Annotated in this window: 14 protein-coding genes; 9 read left to right on the top strand and 5 right to left on the bottom strand. The window is 59.7% G+C overall.

Annotation, left to right across the window (positions count from 1 at the left end; translation table 11 throughout):
* The first annotated feature begins 119 nt into the window (after positions 1 to 119).
* Together AAIA72_RS03725 and AAIA72_RS03720 are read left to right on the top strand one after the other, a co-directional pair.
* Entirely contained in the window at positions 120 to 1,430 is a 1,311-nt protein-coding gene (locus tag AAIA72_RS03725) for an ISNCY family transposase (protein ID WP_369599988.1), read from the top strand.
* Positions 1,431 to 1,587: 157 nt separating this feature from the next.
* Positions 1,588 to 2,640: a GGDEF domain-containing protein gene (locus AAIA72_RS03720; RefSeq protein WP_369602097.1), complete on the top strand. Its 1,053-nt coding sequence runs from the start codon at positions 1,588 to 1,590 to the stop codon at positions 2,638 to 2,640.
* Here AAIA72_RS03720 and AAIA72_RS03715 read toward each other — a convergent pair.
* The gene (locus tag AAIA72_RS03715) at positions 2,625 to 3,659 is read right to left on the bottom strand and encodes an AraC family transcriptional regulator (protein ID WP_369602096.1); all 1,035 of its coding nucleotides are present in this window, start codon (positions 3,657 to 3,659) and stop codon (positions 2,625 to 2,627) included. The genes AAIA72_RS03720 and AAIA72_RS03715 overlap by 16 nt on opposite strands.
* Before the next feature lie 149 nt (positions 3,660 to 3,808).
* Between AAIA72_RS03715 and AAIA72_RS03710 the strand changes: the two genes are divergently transcribed.
* Positions 3,809 to 4,996 (top strand): CaiB/BaiF CoA transferase family protein, encoded by a 1,188-nt coding sequence (locus AAIA72_RS03710; RefSeq protein WP_369602095.1) that lies wholly within the window; start codon positions 3,809 to 3,811, stop codon positions 4,994 to 4,996.
* On the opposite strand, the gene AAIA72_RS03705 is transcribed toward AAIA72_RS03710, so the two are convergent.
* Positions 4,987 to 6,000, bottom strand: a complete 1,014-nt coding sequence (locus AAIA72_RS03705; RefSeq protein WP_369602094.1) for an AraC family transcriptional regulator — start codon at positions 5,998 to 6,000, stop codon at positions 4,987 to 4,989. The two genes, AAIA72_RS03710 and AAIA72_RS03705, sit on opposite strands and share 10 nt — an antisense overlap.
* A 130-nt stretch (positions 6,001 to 6,130) precedes the next feature.
* Here AAIA72_RS03705 and AAIA72_RS03700 point away from each other — a divergent pair, with 130 nt between their 5' ends.
* From AAIA72_RS03700 to AAIA72_RS03685, 4 genes are read left to right on the top strand one after another with little or no spacing between them, the layout of a single operon-like run.
* A complete protein-coding gene (locus AAIA72_RS03700) occupies positions 6,131 to 7,738 on the top strand; it encodes an FAD-binding oxidoreductase (RefSeq protein WP_369602093.1) in 1,608 nt (535 codons plus the stop codon).
* A 2-nt stretch (positions 7,739 to 7,740) separates the two neighbouring features.
* On the top strand, positions 7,741 to 8,877 hold the full coding sequence (locus AAIA72_RS03695; protein ID WP_369602092.1) for a glycerol-3-phosphate dehydrogenase/oxidase: 1,137 nt from the start codon (positions 7,741 to 7,743) through the stop codon (positions 8,875 to 8,877).
* Positions 8,878 to 8,897: 20 nt separating this feature from the next.
* Complete coding sequence (locus AAIA72_RS03690; RefSeq protein WP_369602091.1) at positions 8,898 to 9,329, top strand: glycerol-3-phosphate dehydrogenase C-terminal domain-containing protein; 432 nt, start codon at positions 8,898 to 8,900, stop codon at positions 9,327 to 9,329.
* Positions 9,326 to 10,882, top strand: coding sequence for an FGGY-family carbohydrate kinase (locus tag AAIA72_RS03685; protein WP_369602090.1), 1,557 nt, complete (start codon positions 9,326 to 9,328; stop codon positions 10,880 to 10,882). The genes AAIA72_RS03690 and AAIA72_RS03685 overlap by 4 nt, the downstream gene beginning before the upstream one ends.
* Positions 10,883 to 11,139: 257 nt before the next feature.
* On the opposite strand, the gene AAIA72_RS03680 is transcribed toward AAIA72_RS03685, so the two are convergent.
* A complete protein-coding gene (locus AAIA72_RS03680) occupies positions 11,140 to 12,123 on the bottom strand; it encodes a response regulator (protein ID WP_369602089.1) in 984 nt (327 codons plus the stop codon).
* Between the two features lie 187 nt (positions 12,124 to 12,310).
* Here AAIA72_RS03680 and AAIA72_RS03675 point away from each other — a divergent pair, with 187 nt between their 5' ends.
* Together AAIA72_RS03675 and AAIA72_RS03670 are read left to right on the top strand one after the other, a co-directional pair.
* Positions 12,311 to 12,796, top strand: a complete 486-nt coding sequence (locus AAIA72_RS03675; RefSeq protein ID WP_369602088.1) for a YajQ family cyclic di-GMP-binding protein — start codon at positions 12,311 to 12,313, stop codon at positions 12,794 to 12,796.
* A complete protein-coding gene (locus AAIA72_RS03670; protein WP_369602087.1) occupies positions 12,789 to 14,375 on the top strand; it encodes an MFS transporter permease in 1,587 nt (528 codons plus the stop codon). The genes AAIA72_RS03675 and AAIA72_RS03670 overlap by 8 nt, the downstream gene beginning before the upstream one ends.
* On the opposite strand, the gene AAIA72_RS03665 is transcribed toward AAIA72_RS03670, so the two are convergent.
* Positions 14,350 to 14,661, bottom strand: a complete 312-nt coding sequence (locus AAIA72_RS03665) for an MGMT family protein (protein ID WP_369602086.1) — start codon at positions 14,659 to 14,661, stop codon at positions 14,350 to 14,352. The genes AAIA72_RS03670 and AAIA72_RS03665 overlap by 26 nt on opposite strands.
* A gap of 2 nt (positions 14,662 to 14,663) precedes the next feature.
* On the bottom strand, positions 14,664 to 15,428 hold the full coding sequence (locus tag AAIA72_RS03660; RefSeq protein WP_369602085.1) for an SDR family oxidoreductase: 765 nt from the start codon (positions 15,426 to 15,428) through the stop codon (positions 14,664 to 14,666).
* Between the last annotated feature and the right edge of the window lie 180 nt (positions 15,429 to 15,608).

The following is a 15,608-nucleotide window of genomic DNA, read 5'->3' as shown; positions in this document are numbered from 1 at the left end:
AAAAGGGGACATTTTAGAATTGGGTTGACACCCCTTTTTTTCATTGGTGTTAGCCCAAAGCTGTAATGTCCCCTTCTCGCAATTCTAAAATGTCCCCTTTTGGGATACAGGAGGGGGCAATGGCAGAGGAGACCATTGCAATGACGCAAAAAGCGATCGATCGGCTGGCAATCATTCAGCAGGTGACCGCAAAACAGCTTCGGCAACAGGAAGCTGCCCGGCAGCTTGGGCTGAGTGTCCGGCAAGTTAAGCGTCTGGTCGCCCGCTTTCGTCAGAAGGGGCCGTCAGGACTGGTTTCCGGCCATCTCGGTAAACGCCCGGGCAATGCAATTCCCGGGGCCGTGCGCAAGGAAGTACTCTCTCTGGTTCGCACACGCTACCCTGATTTCGGACCAACGCTTGCCTGTGAAAAACTCACCGCACTGCATGGATACAAGCTGTCAGCCGAGACCCTCCGACAGTGGATGATCGCTGACGGACTCTGGAAACCCGGAAAACGCAAGGCCGCCCGGATTCACCAGCGACGTCCCAGACGGCCCTGTCGCGGCGAGCTGATTCAGATTGACGGCTCACCACATGACTGGTTTGAAGGGCGCGGCCCGCGCTGCACCCTGATCGTGTTCATTGATGACGCCACCAGTGAACTGATGGCATTACGCTTCGCCCCGGCCGAGACCACCTGGGCTTACCTGCAGACACTGCAAGGCTATCTGGCCGAGCACGGCCGCCCCGCTGCTTTGTATTCCGACAAGCACAGCATCTTCCGGGTAAACCAACCCGAGCGCGAAGGTGAGCTGACCCAGTTCACCCGGGCTCTCAAAACGCTGGATATCGAGCCCATTCATGCCAATACCCCTCAGGCCAAGGGGCGTGTCGAGCGTGCCAACCAGACGCTTCAGGACCGCCTCGTCAAGGAGTTGCGTCTTGCGGGCATCTCGGACATTGAGACCGCCAATGCCTGGCTGCCGGGCTTTATGCGCGATTTCAACGCACGCTTTGCCAAACCCGCCCAGAACGCCACGGATGCTCACCGCCCCGTTCTGCACACACCAGAGGAGCTGGCGCTCATCCTGTGCCTGCACAACCACCGAAAGCTCTCAAAGAACCTGACCTTTCAGTTCAGGAACCGGGAATACCAGCTCACCGGCTATGGAAAGGGCTATCGGCTCCGGGGCGCCCGGATCACCATCTGTGAAGCACAGGATGGCCATGTGACGGTGCTCCACAAAGGGCATCAACTGGATTGGCAAATCCTGAGCGAAGGCGAGCCCCCGGTCCCTTTGGATGACGAGAAAAGCCTCCACCAACGTGTCGACAAGGCGAGAGCCAGACAAAAGGCATCCTCAGGCAGAAAGCCCGCGCCGGACCATCCATGGCGACGTTCTCCGGTTGGTAAAGCGGCCTCCGGCAGGCAGTCGGTAACCTCCTGAAACAGGATACCCAAAGGGGACACTTTAGCTTTGGTAAAAAGGGGACATTTTAGAATTGGGTTGACACCCCTTTTTTTCATTGGATTTTTTTGATCAGAAAAGCAACAGGGGCTATGCTTGTCCCAACGCCTCAAGTCATGACGGATGCCAGAACACAGTGAGCCGCTACACCGTTGAAGAACTGATAGACCGGGCGCGTCGGAATGAGGCCATCGCCCGCAAGCTGTTCGATATCGAAGTCGCCATCATGAACATGGGGCACAGTGCGGCCTTGCTGGAACGGCTGCTGGACATGATTCTGGAACGCTTTCAGGTGGATCATGCCGGGTTCGCCCTGATCCGTGCGCCTCACACCGAAGCCCTGGTGCGCACGGTAACGCGATCCAAGTCTCTGGCAGGCACCCGCGTGCTGGTGGATTCGGTGGCCTTCCTTGAGTTGACGCAGGGTTCCAGAAAACCTTTGCTGGTCAACCGGAACGTTCAGGCCTGGTTCCCCCTCATCAGCCCGGCCGACCGGCCAAAATGCCAGTCCCTGGCAATTCTGCCCCTGACCATCGACCAGAGGGTGGTGGGGGCGCTGACGCTGGGCTCCACGGACAAGGAACGTTACCGGCCCGACAAGGACAGCTTCTTCCTCTACCAGCTGGCCGTCAAAACTTCACTCTGCCTGGATGCGGCCCTCAACCGGGAGAAAATCCAGTTTCTGGCCACGCGCGATCCGCTGACGCACCTGCGCAATCGTCGCGAACTGGAGGAAACCCTGGAGCAGGAAATCACGCGGGCACAGCGTCACAAGTTGCCCCTGGCGCTGGTCTTCATCGACTGCGATGACTTCAAGCAGGTCAATGACACCTGGGGACATGACACGGGAGACCTGTATCTCCGGCATATGGCCGCATGCCTGACTGCGGTGGTGAGAAAGAGTGACCAGGTCTTCCGGTTTGCCGGCGATGAATTCGTGGTGCTGCTGCCATCTCAGGACCGGGAGGGCGGCGAGCAGTTCATTCAGCGCCTGCGACAGCATCTGGTGAAACATCCGCTGACGGCCCGTGGCCTGTCGCTCGACATGAAGGCCAGTGCCGGCCTGGCGGTTCTGTCCGAGCTCAGTGTGCCCAGCGGGCGGGAAATGCTCAAGGAGGCGGACAAACAGCTATACGCCGCAAAGGCCTGCAAGGCCGAGCGCTTCGCGCAGAATCAGCCGGCAGGCTGATCGCCAGATTTTTCACGGAGCAGGTTTTCCCGGTATTCACCCGGAGTTGATCCGGTCCATTTCTTGAAAGCCCGGTGGAAGGTGGAAGGCTCCGTAAAGCCTACCCGCAGGGCAATGTCCTGAATTGTCAGCTCCGTGCGGGCCAGATGGTAGATGGCCAGATCCCGGCGCACCTGATCCTTTAGCTCCTGATAGGTGACATGTTCGTCACGCAGCCGACGCCTCAGGGTTTGCGGACTCATGTTCAGGGCATCGGCAATGGATTCGAAATCCGGCAGCTCATGCTGCATGGCCTGAAACAGCCGCTCGCGGATGCGGGCGCTGAAACTCAGCCGATCGTTGGGCTTGCCCAGCAGATCAGCGGGGGAGGTCTTGAGAAACTCTTTGAGGTGCACCTCGTCCTGAATCACCGGTAACGTCAGATAACGCTTGCTGAAGATCAGCCGCGTATCCGGACAATTGAACTCAACCGGGCAGTTGAACAGATAGCGGTATTCCCGTGCATGTTCCGGCGGCGGGTAGTTGACATGGACAGCCTCCAGATTGAGACATTCTCCGGTCAGCCAGCAGGAAAAGCGGTGCCAGATCACCAGCAGGCTTTCCTGCAGAAAGTGATCGGGATCATGGAGGCGGGTTTCGGGGCGCATTACCAGGGCAGCCTGGGTCTCGTCCTTTTCCAGCGCCATGATCACGGGCTGATCGAACAGACCGTAAAAGGCCTGAGCGCGCTTGTAAACACTCTCGAGATGGGTGCAATGCACCACCAGGTAGCACATGGTGGCAAAGGTACCCGGCTTGCTGGGCGAATCCGTAAAGCCCATGTATTCATCCCGCAGCGTCTGCCAGATGGTCTGGATCAGGCGAGTATATTGCTGGCCACTCACCCGTGCGCGCGGGTGGGCGAGCAGTGGCGGGGAAATGCCGGCCGCATCCAGCACGGTGTTCACGTCAATACCCCGGCGGCGTATGCCACCAAGGGCAGCCAGAACAAAGTGGCGGGAGACGGAGAGTTTTTCCATGCGCTCAAGTTAGCCTGCATTCAGGTGTAGTTTCAAGTGCTTGAGCGCACTTTCTGAACAAAAACATCAATTGTGATGAGCGCTCTGACCATTGTCCGGAAGGAAGATTGCAGTTATAAACCCGGATATCCACATGTCAGGAGCACGCCATGACCTTACCCCTGGAAGGCATCCGCATTGTCGATTTTTCAACGCTTCTGCCGGGGCCGGTGGCGACCATGATGCTGGCCGACATGGGCGCCGAAGTGATCCGGGTGGAGTCCTTCACCCGTCCGGACCTGCTCCGGCATCTCTCTCCCCGCGCGGGCAAGGTTTCGGCGGCTCATGCTTACCTCAACCGGAACAAGCGCTCCGTGGCGGTGGATCTCAAGCATCCGCAGGCGAGGGCGTGGGTATTGCGGCTGATTGAGACGGCTGATGTGCTGGTGGAGCAGTTCCGCCCGGGCGTCATGGACAGGCTGGGCCTGGGTTATTCTGCGGTGGCGGAGAGAAACCCGCGTCTGGTGTACTGTTCCATCACCGGCTATGGCCAGACCGGCCCCTGGGCACATCGTGCCGGCCATGACATCAACTATCTGGCGCTCTCCGGCGTCGCAAGCAACGGGGGGCGTCGTGATACGGGCCCCACGCTCAACGGTATACAGATTGCCGATGTGGCCGGTGGCGCGCATCACGCCGTCATCGGCATCCAGGCGGCCCTCCTGAAGGCCATGAAGACCGGGCAGGGGGATCATGTGGATATCAGCATGACGGATGCGGCGCTGACACTGAATCATCTTGCCTGGGCCGGCTATCTGGCGGGCGGTCCCGTGCCGGAACCGGAGGGCGATGTCCTGAACGGAGGGGGCATTTACGATTACTATTGCACGGCCGATGACCGGTTCATGGCGGTGGGCAGCCTGGAGCCCCAGTTCGCCCAGGCCCTCTGTCAGGCACTGGGTGACCCGGACAAGGTCAGCCTGCTTCTCGGTCAGCGCCCCGACGACCGGAAAGCCGCCAAGGACTGGCTCAGGGAACGATTCGCCTCGCACAATCAGGCTCACTGGGTTCGCGTATTTGCCAATGTGGACGCCTGTGTGGAACCGGTGCTGGATTTCGTGGAAGTGCAGGCGCACCCGCAGATTCAGTCGAGAGACCTGTTTGTCGAGGTCAGCACTGAAACGGGCACGGTGCGGCAGCCGGCTCCACCCATTCGCTTCGCCCGGTCCGGGGTGCGCAGGGAACATGACCCTGGGGCCATTCTGGGGCATCATACCCGGGATGTGCTGCAAGAGCTGGGGGCGTCAGATGAGGAGATTGGCCTATTGCTGAAAAGCCGGGCCTTCCATCAGCCCTGACGCAAGGCAGAAGGTGTGGTGCCGGTCCAGCGTCGGAAACTGCGGAAGAAGGACCGGGGTTCGGCAAAACCCAGGCGGTGGCTGATTTCGGCAAAAGACAGATCGGTTTCCGTCACATACAGTCGTGCCAGCTCCTCGCGCACATCATCCACAAGTTGTTGATAGGTCAGCCCCTCCTCCTGAAGGCGGCGCACCAGCGTGCGGGGGGACATTCTGAAGGCTTCGGCCACCATGTCGCGCCGGATGACCCCCTGTTCCAGTTGCTGGCGGATCACGGCACGGACCTGGACAGTGAAGGACGAATTGGCCGCACTCAATGCTTCAATCTGCTGTCGTGCCGTCTGTGCGAGCAGCGCCTTGAGCTCCGGATCCGGCTGGCGCAGCGGCGCATCCAGCAGCGTTTCCGGGATCCGCAGACCACAAAAGTCCGCATCAAAATGTACCGGGCAGCGAAATACCTGTTCATGGGCCTTCACCGCATTCCCGTCCGGCGCGGGAAACGGAAACCAGACGGATTGCGGCGCGGCGTCTTCTGCGGCCAGCCAGCGGGCGTAGAGGGTCCAGGAACTGAGCACGTTCGCCATCATGTGCGGCCGGACATCGGGATGGGAGTAGTTGCAGTGCCAGCGTACATCGACCCAGGGCGCATGATGAACCACCCTGGTGACGCCCATGTCACCCACCAGACGCTCATAGGGCGCAATGAGGTCGATGGCCTCACCGAGCGTTGAACAGGTCATGACCAGATAGCCGAGCGTACTGTAGGATCCGGGCTGGACAAACTGGCCGCTTTTCAGTCCCAGGAGCGGATCCTTCGAATGCTCGGTCAGATAAATCAGAAAGCGCTGGAATTGTTCCCCGCCGATCTGTCTCAGGCCGGCTTCCAGCGGGTCCGGGGGCAAGCCGGCAGCGCGCAGGGCGCCGTCCGCATCCAGCCCTTCATGCTGGGCGAACCGCACATATTGCATGAGGGCGGCAACGGAAGCCTGACCCAGTTGACTCATGTCCCATTCTCCCGGTCTGGCACAAAAGGTGACCGGATCTGTCACGGCCGGTCACTGACGTGTCTGGACATTGTATTAGTATGCTCATCAAAGTTCAGCCTATCTGTACCCATACCCACAGGAGCACCACATGAGAAGATGGAATGGTTGGGGCGACGAAGCCAATGCCATGGATCTGCCCGCCAACGGGCGCCAGTTTCTGGAAGCGCGCATCGGGCCGGGACACAGTCTGCCGGACGCCACCTTGGACGCCGTGCGCGCGACGGTTCCCGAATCGAGGCTAGCCGGACATCCGCTGATTGATCGCTCGCCCGACACCCGGATTCGTCACGCCCGGGGGCAAAGCCTGCCGGACTGGCTGGCCATGCGCAGCGGAGAATTCGGTGTTTTTCCTGACGGCGTTGCGTTCCCGGAAACCAGTGAACAGGTGGCCGAGCTGCTGCGCTGGTGTCAGGAACAGGATGTGGTGGTGATCCCCTATGGTGGCGGTACGTCCGTCGCCGGTCATATCAATCCGGTGGATCAGGGCAAGCCGGTGCTGACGCTGTCTCTCGAACGCATGAACCAGCTCATGGAACTGGATGAAATCAGCCAGATTGCCACCTTTGGCGCCGGCACACCCGGTCCGATGGTGGAAGCCCAACTGCGTGCCCGGGGCTATACACTGGGCCACTTTCCCCAGTCCTGGGAACTGTCCACCGTCGGGGGATGGGTCGCCAGCCGCTCCAGTGGCCAGCAGTCCCTGCGCTACGGCCGCATCGAACAGCTCTTTGCCGGCGGAAGGGTGGAAACGCTCAGGGGAACACTGATTCTGCCGCCCATTCCGGCCTCCTCGGCCGGGCCGGACCTGAGGGAGATGATACTCGGGTCAGAAGGCCGGATGGGCGTGATCACGGAAGTCAAGGTTCGTGTCACTCCGCTGCCCGAGGTGGAGAAATTCCATGTGATCTTCTTCCGCAACTGGGACAACGCCCGGGATGGCGCACGGGCACTGGTCCAGCAGCGGGTACCGCTGAGCATGCTTCGCGTCAGCAATGCCGTGGAAACGGAAACCCAGCTGGCCCTGGCCGGGCACCCCGGACAGATTGCCCTGCTGGAAAAGGCACTCCGGTTGCGCGGAGCCGGCGAGGGCAAGTGCATGATGACAGTAGGCATCACCGGTTCCCGGTTGCAGCACCGTCAGATCAAGTCCCAGCTGCGCCAGGTCCTGTCGCCGTATCGTCCGGTCTTTACCGGCACCTACCTGGGCAACAAGTGGAAGGAAAAGCGCTTCCTCATGCCCTATCTGCGCGAGTCACTCTGGCGCGAAGGCTATGCCGTCGACACCCTGGAGACCTGTACACCGTGGTCCAATGTGGATCGGCTGCTCAACCTGATTGAGGACAACCTGCGGACGGTATTGTCTGCAGAGGGCGTGAAAACCCATGTCTTTACCCATTTGTCGCATTTCTATCCGCAGGGCTGCTCCATTTACACCACCTACGTTTTTCCCAACGGCGCGGACTACGCAGAAACACTGGCGCGATGGAAGCGGCTCAAGGACACCACTTCGCGCCTGATCGTGGAAAATGGCGGAACCATCAGTCATCAACATGGTGTGGGAAAGGATCATGCACCCTATCTTCCGGTCGAAAAGGGGGAGCTGGGCATATCCATGATCCGGACACTGTGCCATCATCTGGATGAAGCCCATCGGCTGAATCCCGGCACCTTGCTGACGGATAACGGGGAGCAGTGATCATGCAGGCTCAAGGCGCCGAAAAACCGCGGGAAACGCGCCTGCATGCCGCATGCAGCGAAATCTGGGATGCAGTCATTGTCGGGGGCGGCATCACGGGAGCAGGCATTCTGCGTGAGTGTGCACGACTCGGTATTCGTGCACTGCTGATTGAAAAACATGATTTTGCGTGGGGAACTTCAAGCAAATCCTCAAAAATGGTTCATGGCGGGCTGAGGTACCTGGCCAGCGGTCAGTTCGGTCTGACCCGGGATGCGGTGCACGAGCGTCAGCGCCTTCTGGGGGAGATTCCGGGGCTGGTGGAGCCGCTGCCCTTTGTCATGGGGCATTATGCCGGTGAATTTCCGCCGGCATCGCTCTTCAACCTGCTGCTCACGGTTTACGATGGCATGGCAGGACAGGAGCTTCATCAACGGCATGAGCCGGTGGAGGCCCCCTTCTGGGTGCCCGGCATGAAGGCTCAGGGGTTGAAGGCCTTTACACGGTTTCAGGACGCCGTCACCGACGATGCCAGGCTGACACTGCGCGTCATTCAGCAGGCCTGCCGTGAGGGCGCCATGGCCCTGAATTATTGTTCCGCCGATGAAGTCTTGCGTGATGGTAAGGGACGCGCCAGGGGGGTCCGCATCACCGACCGGATCTCGGGCGAGGCATTTGAAATCCGGTCGTCCGCGGTCATCAATGCAACGGGGGCCTGGGCCTCTGCCCTCAGAGGTCTGGCCACGGGCCCGGAGCAGATCCGGCCGTTGCGTGGCAGCCACCTGGTCTTTCCGCGCTGGCGTGTGCCCGTGGCCCTGTCCATCAGTTACCTTCATCCGGCGGACAAGCGCCCGGTCTTTGTCTTTCCTTGGGAGGGGGTGACTGTGGCGGGTACCACGGATCTGGATCATCAACTTGACCCGGAAAAGGACGTGGCCATCACCCGGGAAGAAGTCAATTACCTGCTGGATGGCCTCAATCACATCCTGCCCACGGCACACCTGACCCCTGCTGACGTCCTGTCCACCTGGGCGGGCGTGCGGCCGGTGGTCTCGGAAGGCAAGGGCCTGGATCCCTCGCGGGAAAAGCGTGAACACAGTATCTGGGATGATCAGGGGCTGATTACGGTGGCGGGGGAAAGCTCACCACCTTCAGATTGATTGCCCGTGATGTGCTCAAGGTGGCAGCGCCCTGGCTGAACCTGTCTCCCGGAAGCATTGATGCCGCAGAGCCCCGGATCTTCGATCGGGTGGATGCGGAGCCGGGCCCCTTTGTCAGTGCCCGGATACAGCGCTGGATCGGCCGCTACGGCAAGGCAGGCGCCGACGTGATACGGTCGGCCCCCGGGGCAAGAATCGGCGCGACCCCGTGGTGGGAGGGTGAGCTGCACTGGATTCTTGCCAACGAAATGGTCGAGCATCTGGATGACCTGATGCTCAGACGCACGCGCCTGGGCAACATCCTCCCCGGGGGAGGCAGGGAGATTCTGGATCAGATCGGACGGATCTGTCAGGCGCGACTGGGTTGGGATGCGCAACGCTGGGACCGGGAATGCGAACGCTACCTGGACATCATCCGGCGTTACTTCAGTCTGCCGGAGGATGGTCAATGAAAGATACGGTGGTGCTGGCCATAGACAATGGCACCCAGTCGGTTCGCACGTTGCTCATCAATCAGAAAGGTGATGTGCTGGCCAAGGGCAAATGCGAGATTGAACCCTATTTCAGTCTGAGGCCGGGCTGGGCGGAGCAGCATGTGGAAGTCTATTGGGATGCGCTTTGTACGGCTCAGGCCCGGATGTGGGAAGCGTCACCGGTCGGGCCGGATGCCGTCTCTGCCGTCACCGTGACCACCCAGCGTGGCACGGTGGTCTGCCTCGACAAGTCCGGTCGGCCGCTGCGGCCTGCCATCATCTGGCTGGATCAGCGTGAAGCCGGGATGCTTCCGGAGTTGCCATTTCACTGGCGGGCGGCGTTCCGCCTGGCGGGCGTGCGACCGACCGTCGAGCGCTTTCTGCGCAAGGCACAAGCCAATTGGCTGGCGGAGAATGAACCGGACATCTGGGCGCAAACCGAACATTTTCTGCTCCTGTCAGGTTACTGGATGTACCGGCTGACCGGCAGATTTATCGACTCCATCGGCTCCCAGGTGGGCTACGTCCCCTTTGATTTCAAGCGACTGGATTGGGCGCCGGACTGGGACTGGCGTTGGCAGGCCTTGCCGCTCCGACGCAGCCAGCTGCCCGAGTTGGTCAAACCCGGCACGCCGGCGGGCAACCTCACCGAAGATGCCGCCAGCGCCCTGGGCCTGAGGCCCGGCCTGCCGGTGATTGCGGCGGCCGCAGACAAGGCGTGTGAAATTCTCGGCAGCGGAGGCATTCAATCAGGTGTGGCCTCGCTGAGCTTCGGGACAACGGCCACCATCAATACGACGCAAAGCCGTTATCTGGAAGTCTATCGTTTCATACCTCCTTATCCGTCGGCGGTGCCTGATCACTATTCGACGGAGGTGATGATCTATCGCGGCTTCTGGATGGTCAGCTGGTTTCTGCGCGAATTCGGGCAGCGCGAAGCCCGGCAGGCACAGGAGAGGGGGATCGCACCGGAAGCGCTCTTTGATGAGCTGATTACCGATATTCCTGCAGGATCCATGGGGCTCATGCTGCAGCCGTACTGGTCTCCAGGCATCCGCGAACCTGGCCCGGAAGCCAAGGGGGCCATGATCGGCTTTGGTGACGTCCACAACCGGGCACACATCTACCGTGCCATCCTGGAAGGACTGGCTTACGGGTTGAGAGAGGGCAGGGACCGCATTCAGGCACGCACCCGTCAGCGTCTGCACACCCTGCGCATCAGCGGTGGGGGATCACAGAGCGATCAGGCCATGCAGATTGCTGCCAATGTGTTCAATACCCCGGCAGAGCGGCCACATACACCGGAAACGTCCGCACTCGGTGCTGCCATGGACGCCATGGTCGGCCTAGGGGTGTACCCGGATTGCCAGACCGCCACACGCGCCATGACCCGTGTCGGTGCTCGTTTTGAGCCCCAGGCGGATGCGGTGCATATCTACGACCGGTTGTACCGCGAGGTATACAGCAACCTGTACGCCCGCCTGAAGCCCTTGTATGGACGCATACGGCAGATCACCGGTTATCCGGCCTGAGGGAAGACACCCGCAGCGGGTGACTACCCATAAACAAAACGGGCGCCAACCGGCGCCCGAAAGGGAAACATGAAACAAAAGGCAAGGAATACGGGGATCCGAGCAGTCCACCTGAAAGAAGGCAGGGGTACAGCAGAACCCCCTGCCTCAATGTGGGGGATACTACTCAATCCACGCTTTCAGAATAAGTGAGACGCCCTTCACATTCCTTAGTGAATGCGTAAGGGCGTGTAGAGAATTGTTAACAACGGGCGGGATCAGTCGCTCAGAATTTCACCGGCGATCTTGTGCCAGGGACGGATGACCACTGTTCCGGTTTCGTAGGAAGCCTTCAGTGCCTCTCCGGCCGCCTTCTCCACATGCGTGACTTCGGGCAGGGCTTCATTGGCATCAATGCAGATCACCCCGGTGCCGGCCTGAACGGAGATATAGCCTGCCGTGGTCTTGAATTCCTTCAGGTTGATACCGTCAAACAGACGCTTGTAAGTCTGCAGGGAGGCGTCATCCATGCGCTTGAGGTGATAGATAACCACAAACTGGTTGTCCGAAATGCGGCAGCGGATGTCCAGCGGACGGGTCAGGTGTTGCAGTCTGGACGCGATACCACTGGCCAGCTCGTCCAGAATGGCATGGGTGTGGGTATGCTTGAGTGCCTGCCAGTTCTTGATGCCAATCAGTGCATAACTGGTCACGCCACCACGTGCCTCAATTTCCCTGAAGCTGTCTTTCAGTTTCTGGCGGCAGTAGAGCTGGTTGCCCAGTCCGGTGGACAGATCCACCACGTTCTTTTCCTCCAGCTCGCGATTGTTTTCCATGAGCAGCCGGTTGGCGAGCAGCAGGGTATTGTGCATGTCTGCAATGCGGTCTGCCGCATAGATACGGGGCAACAGCTGGCGGCTCATTTCCGACTTGTAGATGAAATCATCCACTCCGCGGTCAAAGGCTTCGGCAAGGGCCTCGACACTTTCCTTGGCTGTCAGCAGGATGACATAGGTAAAGTGATGCGTGGCCTCGTCCAGCTGCCGCACCCGATCCGCCAGGGCCAGACCATCCATCTCCGGCATCAGCCAGTCGGCCACGAGGATGCTGACCGGGCGCTGTTCGATCATTTTCAGCGCCACCAGCGGACTGTTGGCAATGCGAACGTCACGGTAACCCGCATTCTTCAGGCGCTTGGCAATGATCGCGCTGCTGAATTTCGCATCGTCCACCACCAGAATGGATACATCCAGATTGGGCATAAGGTGCAATTCCCGAATTGTTGTGTACGGTTGTGATCAAAACGTCCCGCATCACCGTTGCACGTGTGCGGGATCAGTATAATAATGCGCTGCCAGATCCGATGTTTTGACAACTGTCCAGATTTTAGAGGCTTTGACTGATTTTTTCATACGCCGAACGGATGATATTCATCAGAAAGAGAACGCCATGCCTTCATTTGACATTGTTTCGGAATTTGACAAGCACGAACTGACCAACGCCGTTGACCAGGCCAATCGCGAGCTTACCACGCGCTATGACTTTCGCGGGGTGGAGGCCTCCTTTGAGCTTCAGGAAGGCCAGATCGTGATGGCCGCCGAGGAAGAATTTCAGCTCGAACAGATGCACATGATGCTGGCCACGGCCATGTCGAAACGCAAGCTGGATCTGCGCATTCTGGGCGAGCCCCAGGACAGCAAATCCGGCAAGCAGGTCAAGCGCGCCTATCCGCTCAAGTCGGGCATTGATCAGGCCGAGGCCAAGAAGCTGGTCAAGAAGATCAAGGACAGCAAGATCAAGGTGCAGGCGTCCATTCAGGGGGATCAGCTCCGGGTGACCGGCAAGAAGCGGGATGATCTGCAGCAGGTGATCCAGATGCTCAGAGAAGATGACAGCGTGAGCGTTCCCCTGCAGTTTCAGAATTTCCGTGACTGATCCGTTCGCCAATCTTGTCAACCGGACGCTCTGGTACCGGCACTGGCGGTCCTTGCTGGCGGTTTTCGTGCTCGGCATCAGCTCCGGTTTCCCCTGGGTCATGATCAGTTCGGCCATGATGGTCTGGCTCAAGAGCGCAGGCTACAGCCGGACCGATATCGGCTTTTACGGCCTTGTCTTTCTGGCCTTTTCCATCAACTTCCTGTGGTCACCACTGCTGGACCGACTGCGTTTGCCCTGGGCGCGCTGGCTGGGTGGCCGCAGGAGCTGGATCCTGTTCATGCAGGCGATCATTGCCGGCGCCTGTCTGATGATGGCCAATGCCCATCCCGAGGAAGGGCTGGAGGCAGTCAAATACCTGGCTTTTGCCATTGCTGCAGCAGGCGCCACGCAGGACATCGCCATCGATGCCTACCGCATCCAGCTGGTGGAAGCGGGGGATGACCGGCACATGGCGCTGCTGTCCGCCATGGCCACCGCCGGCTGGTGGACCGGATTTTCCGGTTTGGGTGCCGTACCTTTCCTGTTGGTCAATACCCTGCCGGGTGGCTGGGCCACCCAGTACAGCCTCATGGGGTTTGCCATGCTCGGGCTGCTGCTGATAACCTGCTTCCTGGAAAAAGAGAAGGCTGCGCCGCCCGTAGCGAGTGTGGATGCGGCCTATCTGGAGCGCGCCCGGAAAATCGGCCCGGCTCGACTTTACGGTGCAGCACTCCTGTTCGCAGCAGGATTTTCGGGTCTGGTCTGGCTGGCGCTTGGCATGCCCGGAACCACCACCACACCGGCCAGGGCTGCGCTGACTTTCGTGCTGGTGGGTGTGGTGTTCGCCATCTCGGCGCGTCTGCTGTTCAATACCGAAGCGGGGAATGATACGGTTGGCGGGCGACCCGCTCCCGGCTGGCCGGAAATCTGGGTCAGCAGAATGCTGGCGACCTTTGTCGAGCCCGTGCGCGACTTCTTTGCGCGCAACGGCGTCCGCCTGGCAAGTGCCATCCTGTTGTTCATCTTCCTGTTCAAGATCGGCGAGGCTTTCCTCGGGCGAATGTCCATCATTTTCTACAAGGATGTGGGCTTTACTGAAGAGCAGATCGGCCTCTATTCGAAGCTGATCAGTTGGTGGGTGACCATTGTCTTCAGCCTTTTGGGCGGCTGGGTCAGTGCCCGGTTCGGGCTCATGCGAGGGTTGTTTGCCGGAGGGATAGCCATGTCGGCGAGCAACCTCATGTTTGCCTGGCTGGCCCTGGCAGGACCGGATGTACATCTGCTGGCCGCGGCGGTAGTGATCGACGGATTCACATCGGCCTGGTCCACGGTAGCCTTTGTCGGATTTCTGTCGATTCTGTGCAGCAAGACCTTCTCGGCTGCACAGTACGCTGCGCTGGCGTCCCTGGGCACGCTCGGCCGCACATTCCTGGCTTCCTACAGCGGCTGGGTCGTGGATCTTCTTGGAGGCAACTGGCCGCTGTTCTTCGTGCTGACCAGCGTGATGGTAGCCCCCTCACTGATCCTGCTCGCCTTTATCCGCCGTGCGCTGAACCGGCATCTGGCTTCACTCAGGGATGCCACTGAAACCGTTTGAGTGAAACCTTGCCGGAAGGGGAGACGTCCACACCTTCATCCATCAGGCGTTGCCGCTGCAGGACAAAGGCCGGCGAGTCCCCGGGGATGGAGATCTGGCCCCTTGCATTGATGATGCGATGCCAGGGAACCCGGCTGTTGCGCTCAAGCGAACCCAGGGCGCGCCCGACGAGTCGGGCACCCCGGGGGAGTCCTGCCAGGCCGGCAATCTGGCCATAGGTGGCCACGCGCCCTTCGGGAACGCTCGCGACCACCGTCCAGATTCGTTCCAGAAGTGCCGGATCCATGATCAGAGACGCAGGGCACCATCAACCTCGATGACCCGGCCTGACACATAGTCATTCTCGAGTATGAAGGCCACCGTCTGGGCAATTTCTTCCGGCTTGCCCATGCGGCGCAGCGGAATCATGCGGGTCATCATTTCAAGGGCTTCCGGTTTCATGGATGCCGTCATTTCCGTTTCGATGAAGCCTGGCGCAATGGCCATGCTGCGGATCCCGTAACGTGCCAGCTCCTTGGCCCAGGTCACTGTCATGGCGGCAACCCCGGCCTTGGCCGCGGAGTAGTTGGTCTGTCCCATGTTGCCGGCACGGCTGATACTTGAAATGTTGATGATGCAGCCCTTGCGGTCCTTTTCGATCATTCTGACGGCAGCTTCGCGGCCACAGAGGAATACACCGGTCAGGTTGACATCAATTACCGCCTGCCACTGCTCCAGTGTCATCTTCTTGACGATTTCTCCATCCTTGGCCTTGACCAGCAAGCCATCACGCAGGATGCCCGCATTGTTGACCAGCGCATCAATCGCGCCAAAGTCATTGTCAATGGCCTGAAAGGTTTGCTCCACCTCATTTTCACGCGCCACGTTGCAGAGGTAGTAACGGGCGTCCGGAGAACCGGCCTCCTTGCACAGGCTGACGGACTCCTGAAGGCGTTCCTCGTTCAGGTCGATCAGGGCAAGACGGGCACCCCTGGCAGCAAGATGGAGCGCCATGGCACGACCCAGCCCCTGACCACCACCGGTAATCACAACAACAGCATTCTCAATTTTCATCTGGAAACCTCCGGTTGGAGAAATGATCTCAATCGTATGTACATTCCACCTCCATCGCGCATCAGGATAATTGAAAAATGAAATTTCTGCTTGAATTTATCGTGACGAACACTCATATCAGTACCGGCGAAAGGGCATGACAACAGGAGCGGCATGCCTTACCATCCGGTGTGAAAAATA

It is taken from the genome of Thermohahella caldifontis, assembly GCF_041153465.1.
Lineage (GTDB): Bacteria > Pseudomonadota > Gammaproteobacteria > Pseudomonadales > Oleiphilaceae > Thermohahella > Thermohahella caldifontis.
Note: the sequence above shows the minus strand (reverse complement) of the source record. Positions and strands in the feature narration are given on the sequence as shown.

What these genes read in the sequence shown, in the direction of transcription:
- AAIA72_RS03700 (WP_369602093.1), top strand. Translation starts at nt 6,131, where the DNA reads ATGAGAAGATGGAATGGTTGGGGCGACGAAGCCAATGCCATGGATCTG.
- AAIA72_RS03660 (WP_369602085.1), bottom strand. Translation starts at nt 15,428, where the DNA reads ATGAAAATTGAGAATGCTGTTGTTGTGATTACCGGTGGTGGTCAGGGG.
- AAIA72_RS03715 (WP_369602096.1), bottom strand. Translation starts at nt 3,659, where the DNA reads ATGGAAAAACTCTCCGTCTCCCGCCACTTTGTTCTGGCTGCCCTTGGT.
- AAIA72_RS03680 (WP_369602089.1), bottom strand. Translation starts at nt 12,123, where the DNA reads ATGCCCAATCTGGATGTATCCATTCTGGTGGTGGACGATGCGAAATTC.
- AAIA72_RS03695 (WP_369602092.1), top strand. Translation starts at nt 7,741, where the DNA reads ATGCAGGCTCAAGGCGCCGAAAAACCGCGGGAAACGCGCCTGCATGCC.
- AAIA72_RS03665 (WP_369602086.1), bottom strand. Translation starts at nt 14,661, where the DNA reads ATGGATCCGGCACTTCTGGAACGAATCTGGACGGTGGTCGCGAGCGTT.
- AAIA72_RS03705 (WP_369602094.1), bottom strand. Translation starts at nt 6,000, where the DNA reads ATGAGTCAACTGGGTCAGGCTTCCGTTGCCGCCCTCATGCAATATGTG.
- AAIA72_RS03685 (WP_369602090.1), top strand. Translation starts at nt 9,326, where the DNA reads ATGAAAGATACGGTGGTGCTGGCCATAGACAATGGCACCCAGTCGGTT.
- AAIA72_RS03675 (WP_369602088.1), top strand. Translation starts at nt 12,311, where the DNA reads ATGCCTTCATTTGACATTGTTTCGGAATTTGACAAGCACGAACTGACC.
- AAIA72_RS03725 (WP_369599988.1), top strand. Translation starts at nt 120, where the DNA reads ATGGCAGAGGAGACCATTGCAATGACGCAAAAAGCGATCGATCGGCTG.
- AAIA72_RS03710 (WP_369602095.1), top strand. Translation starts at nt 3,809, where the DNA reads ATGACCTTACCCCTGGAAGGCATCCGCATTGTCGATTTTTCAACGCTT.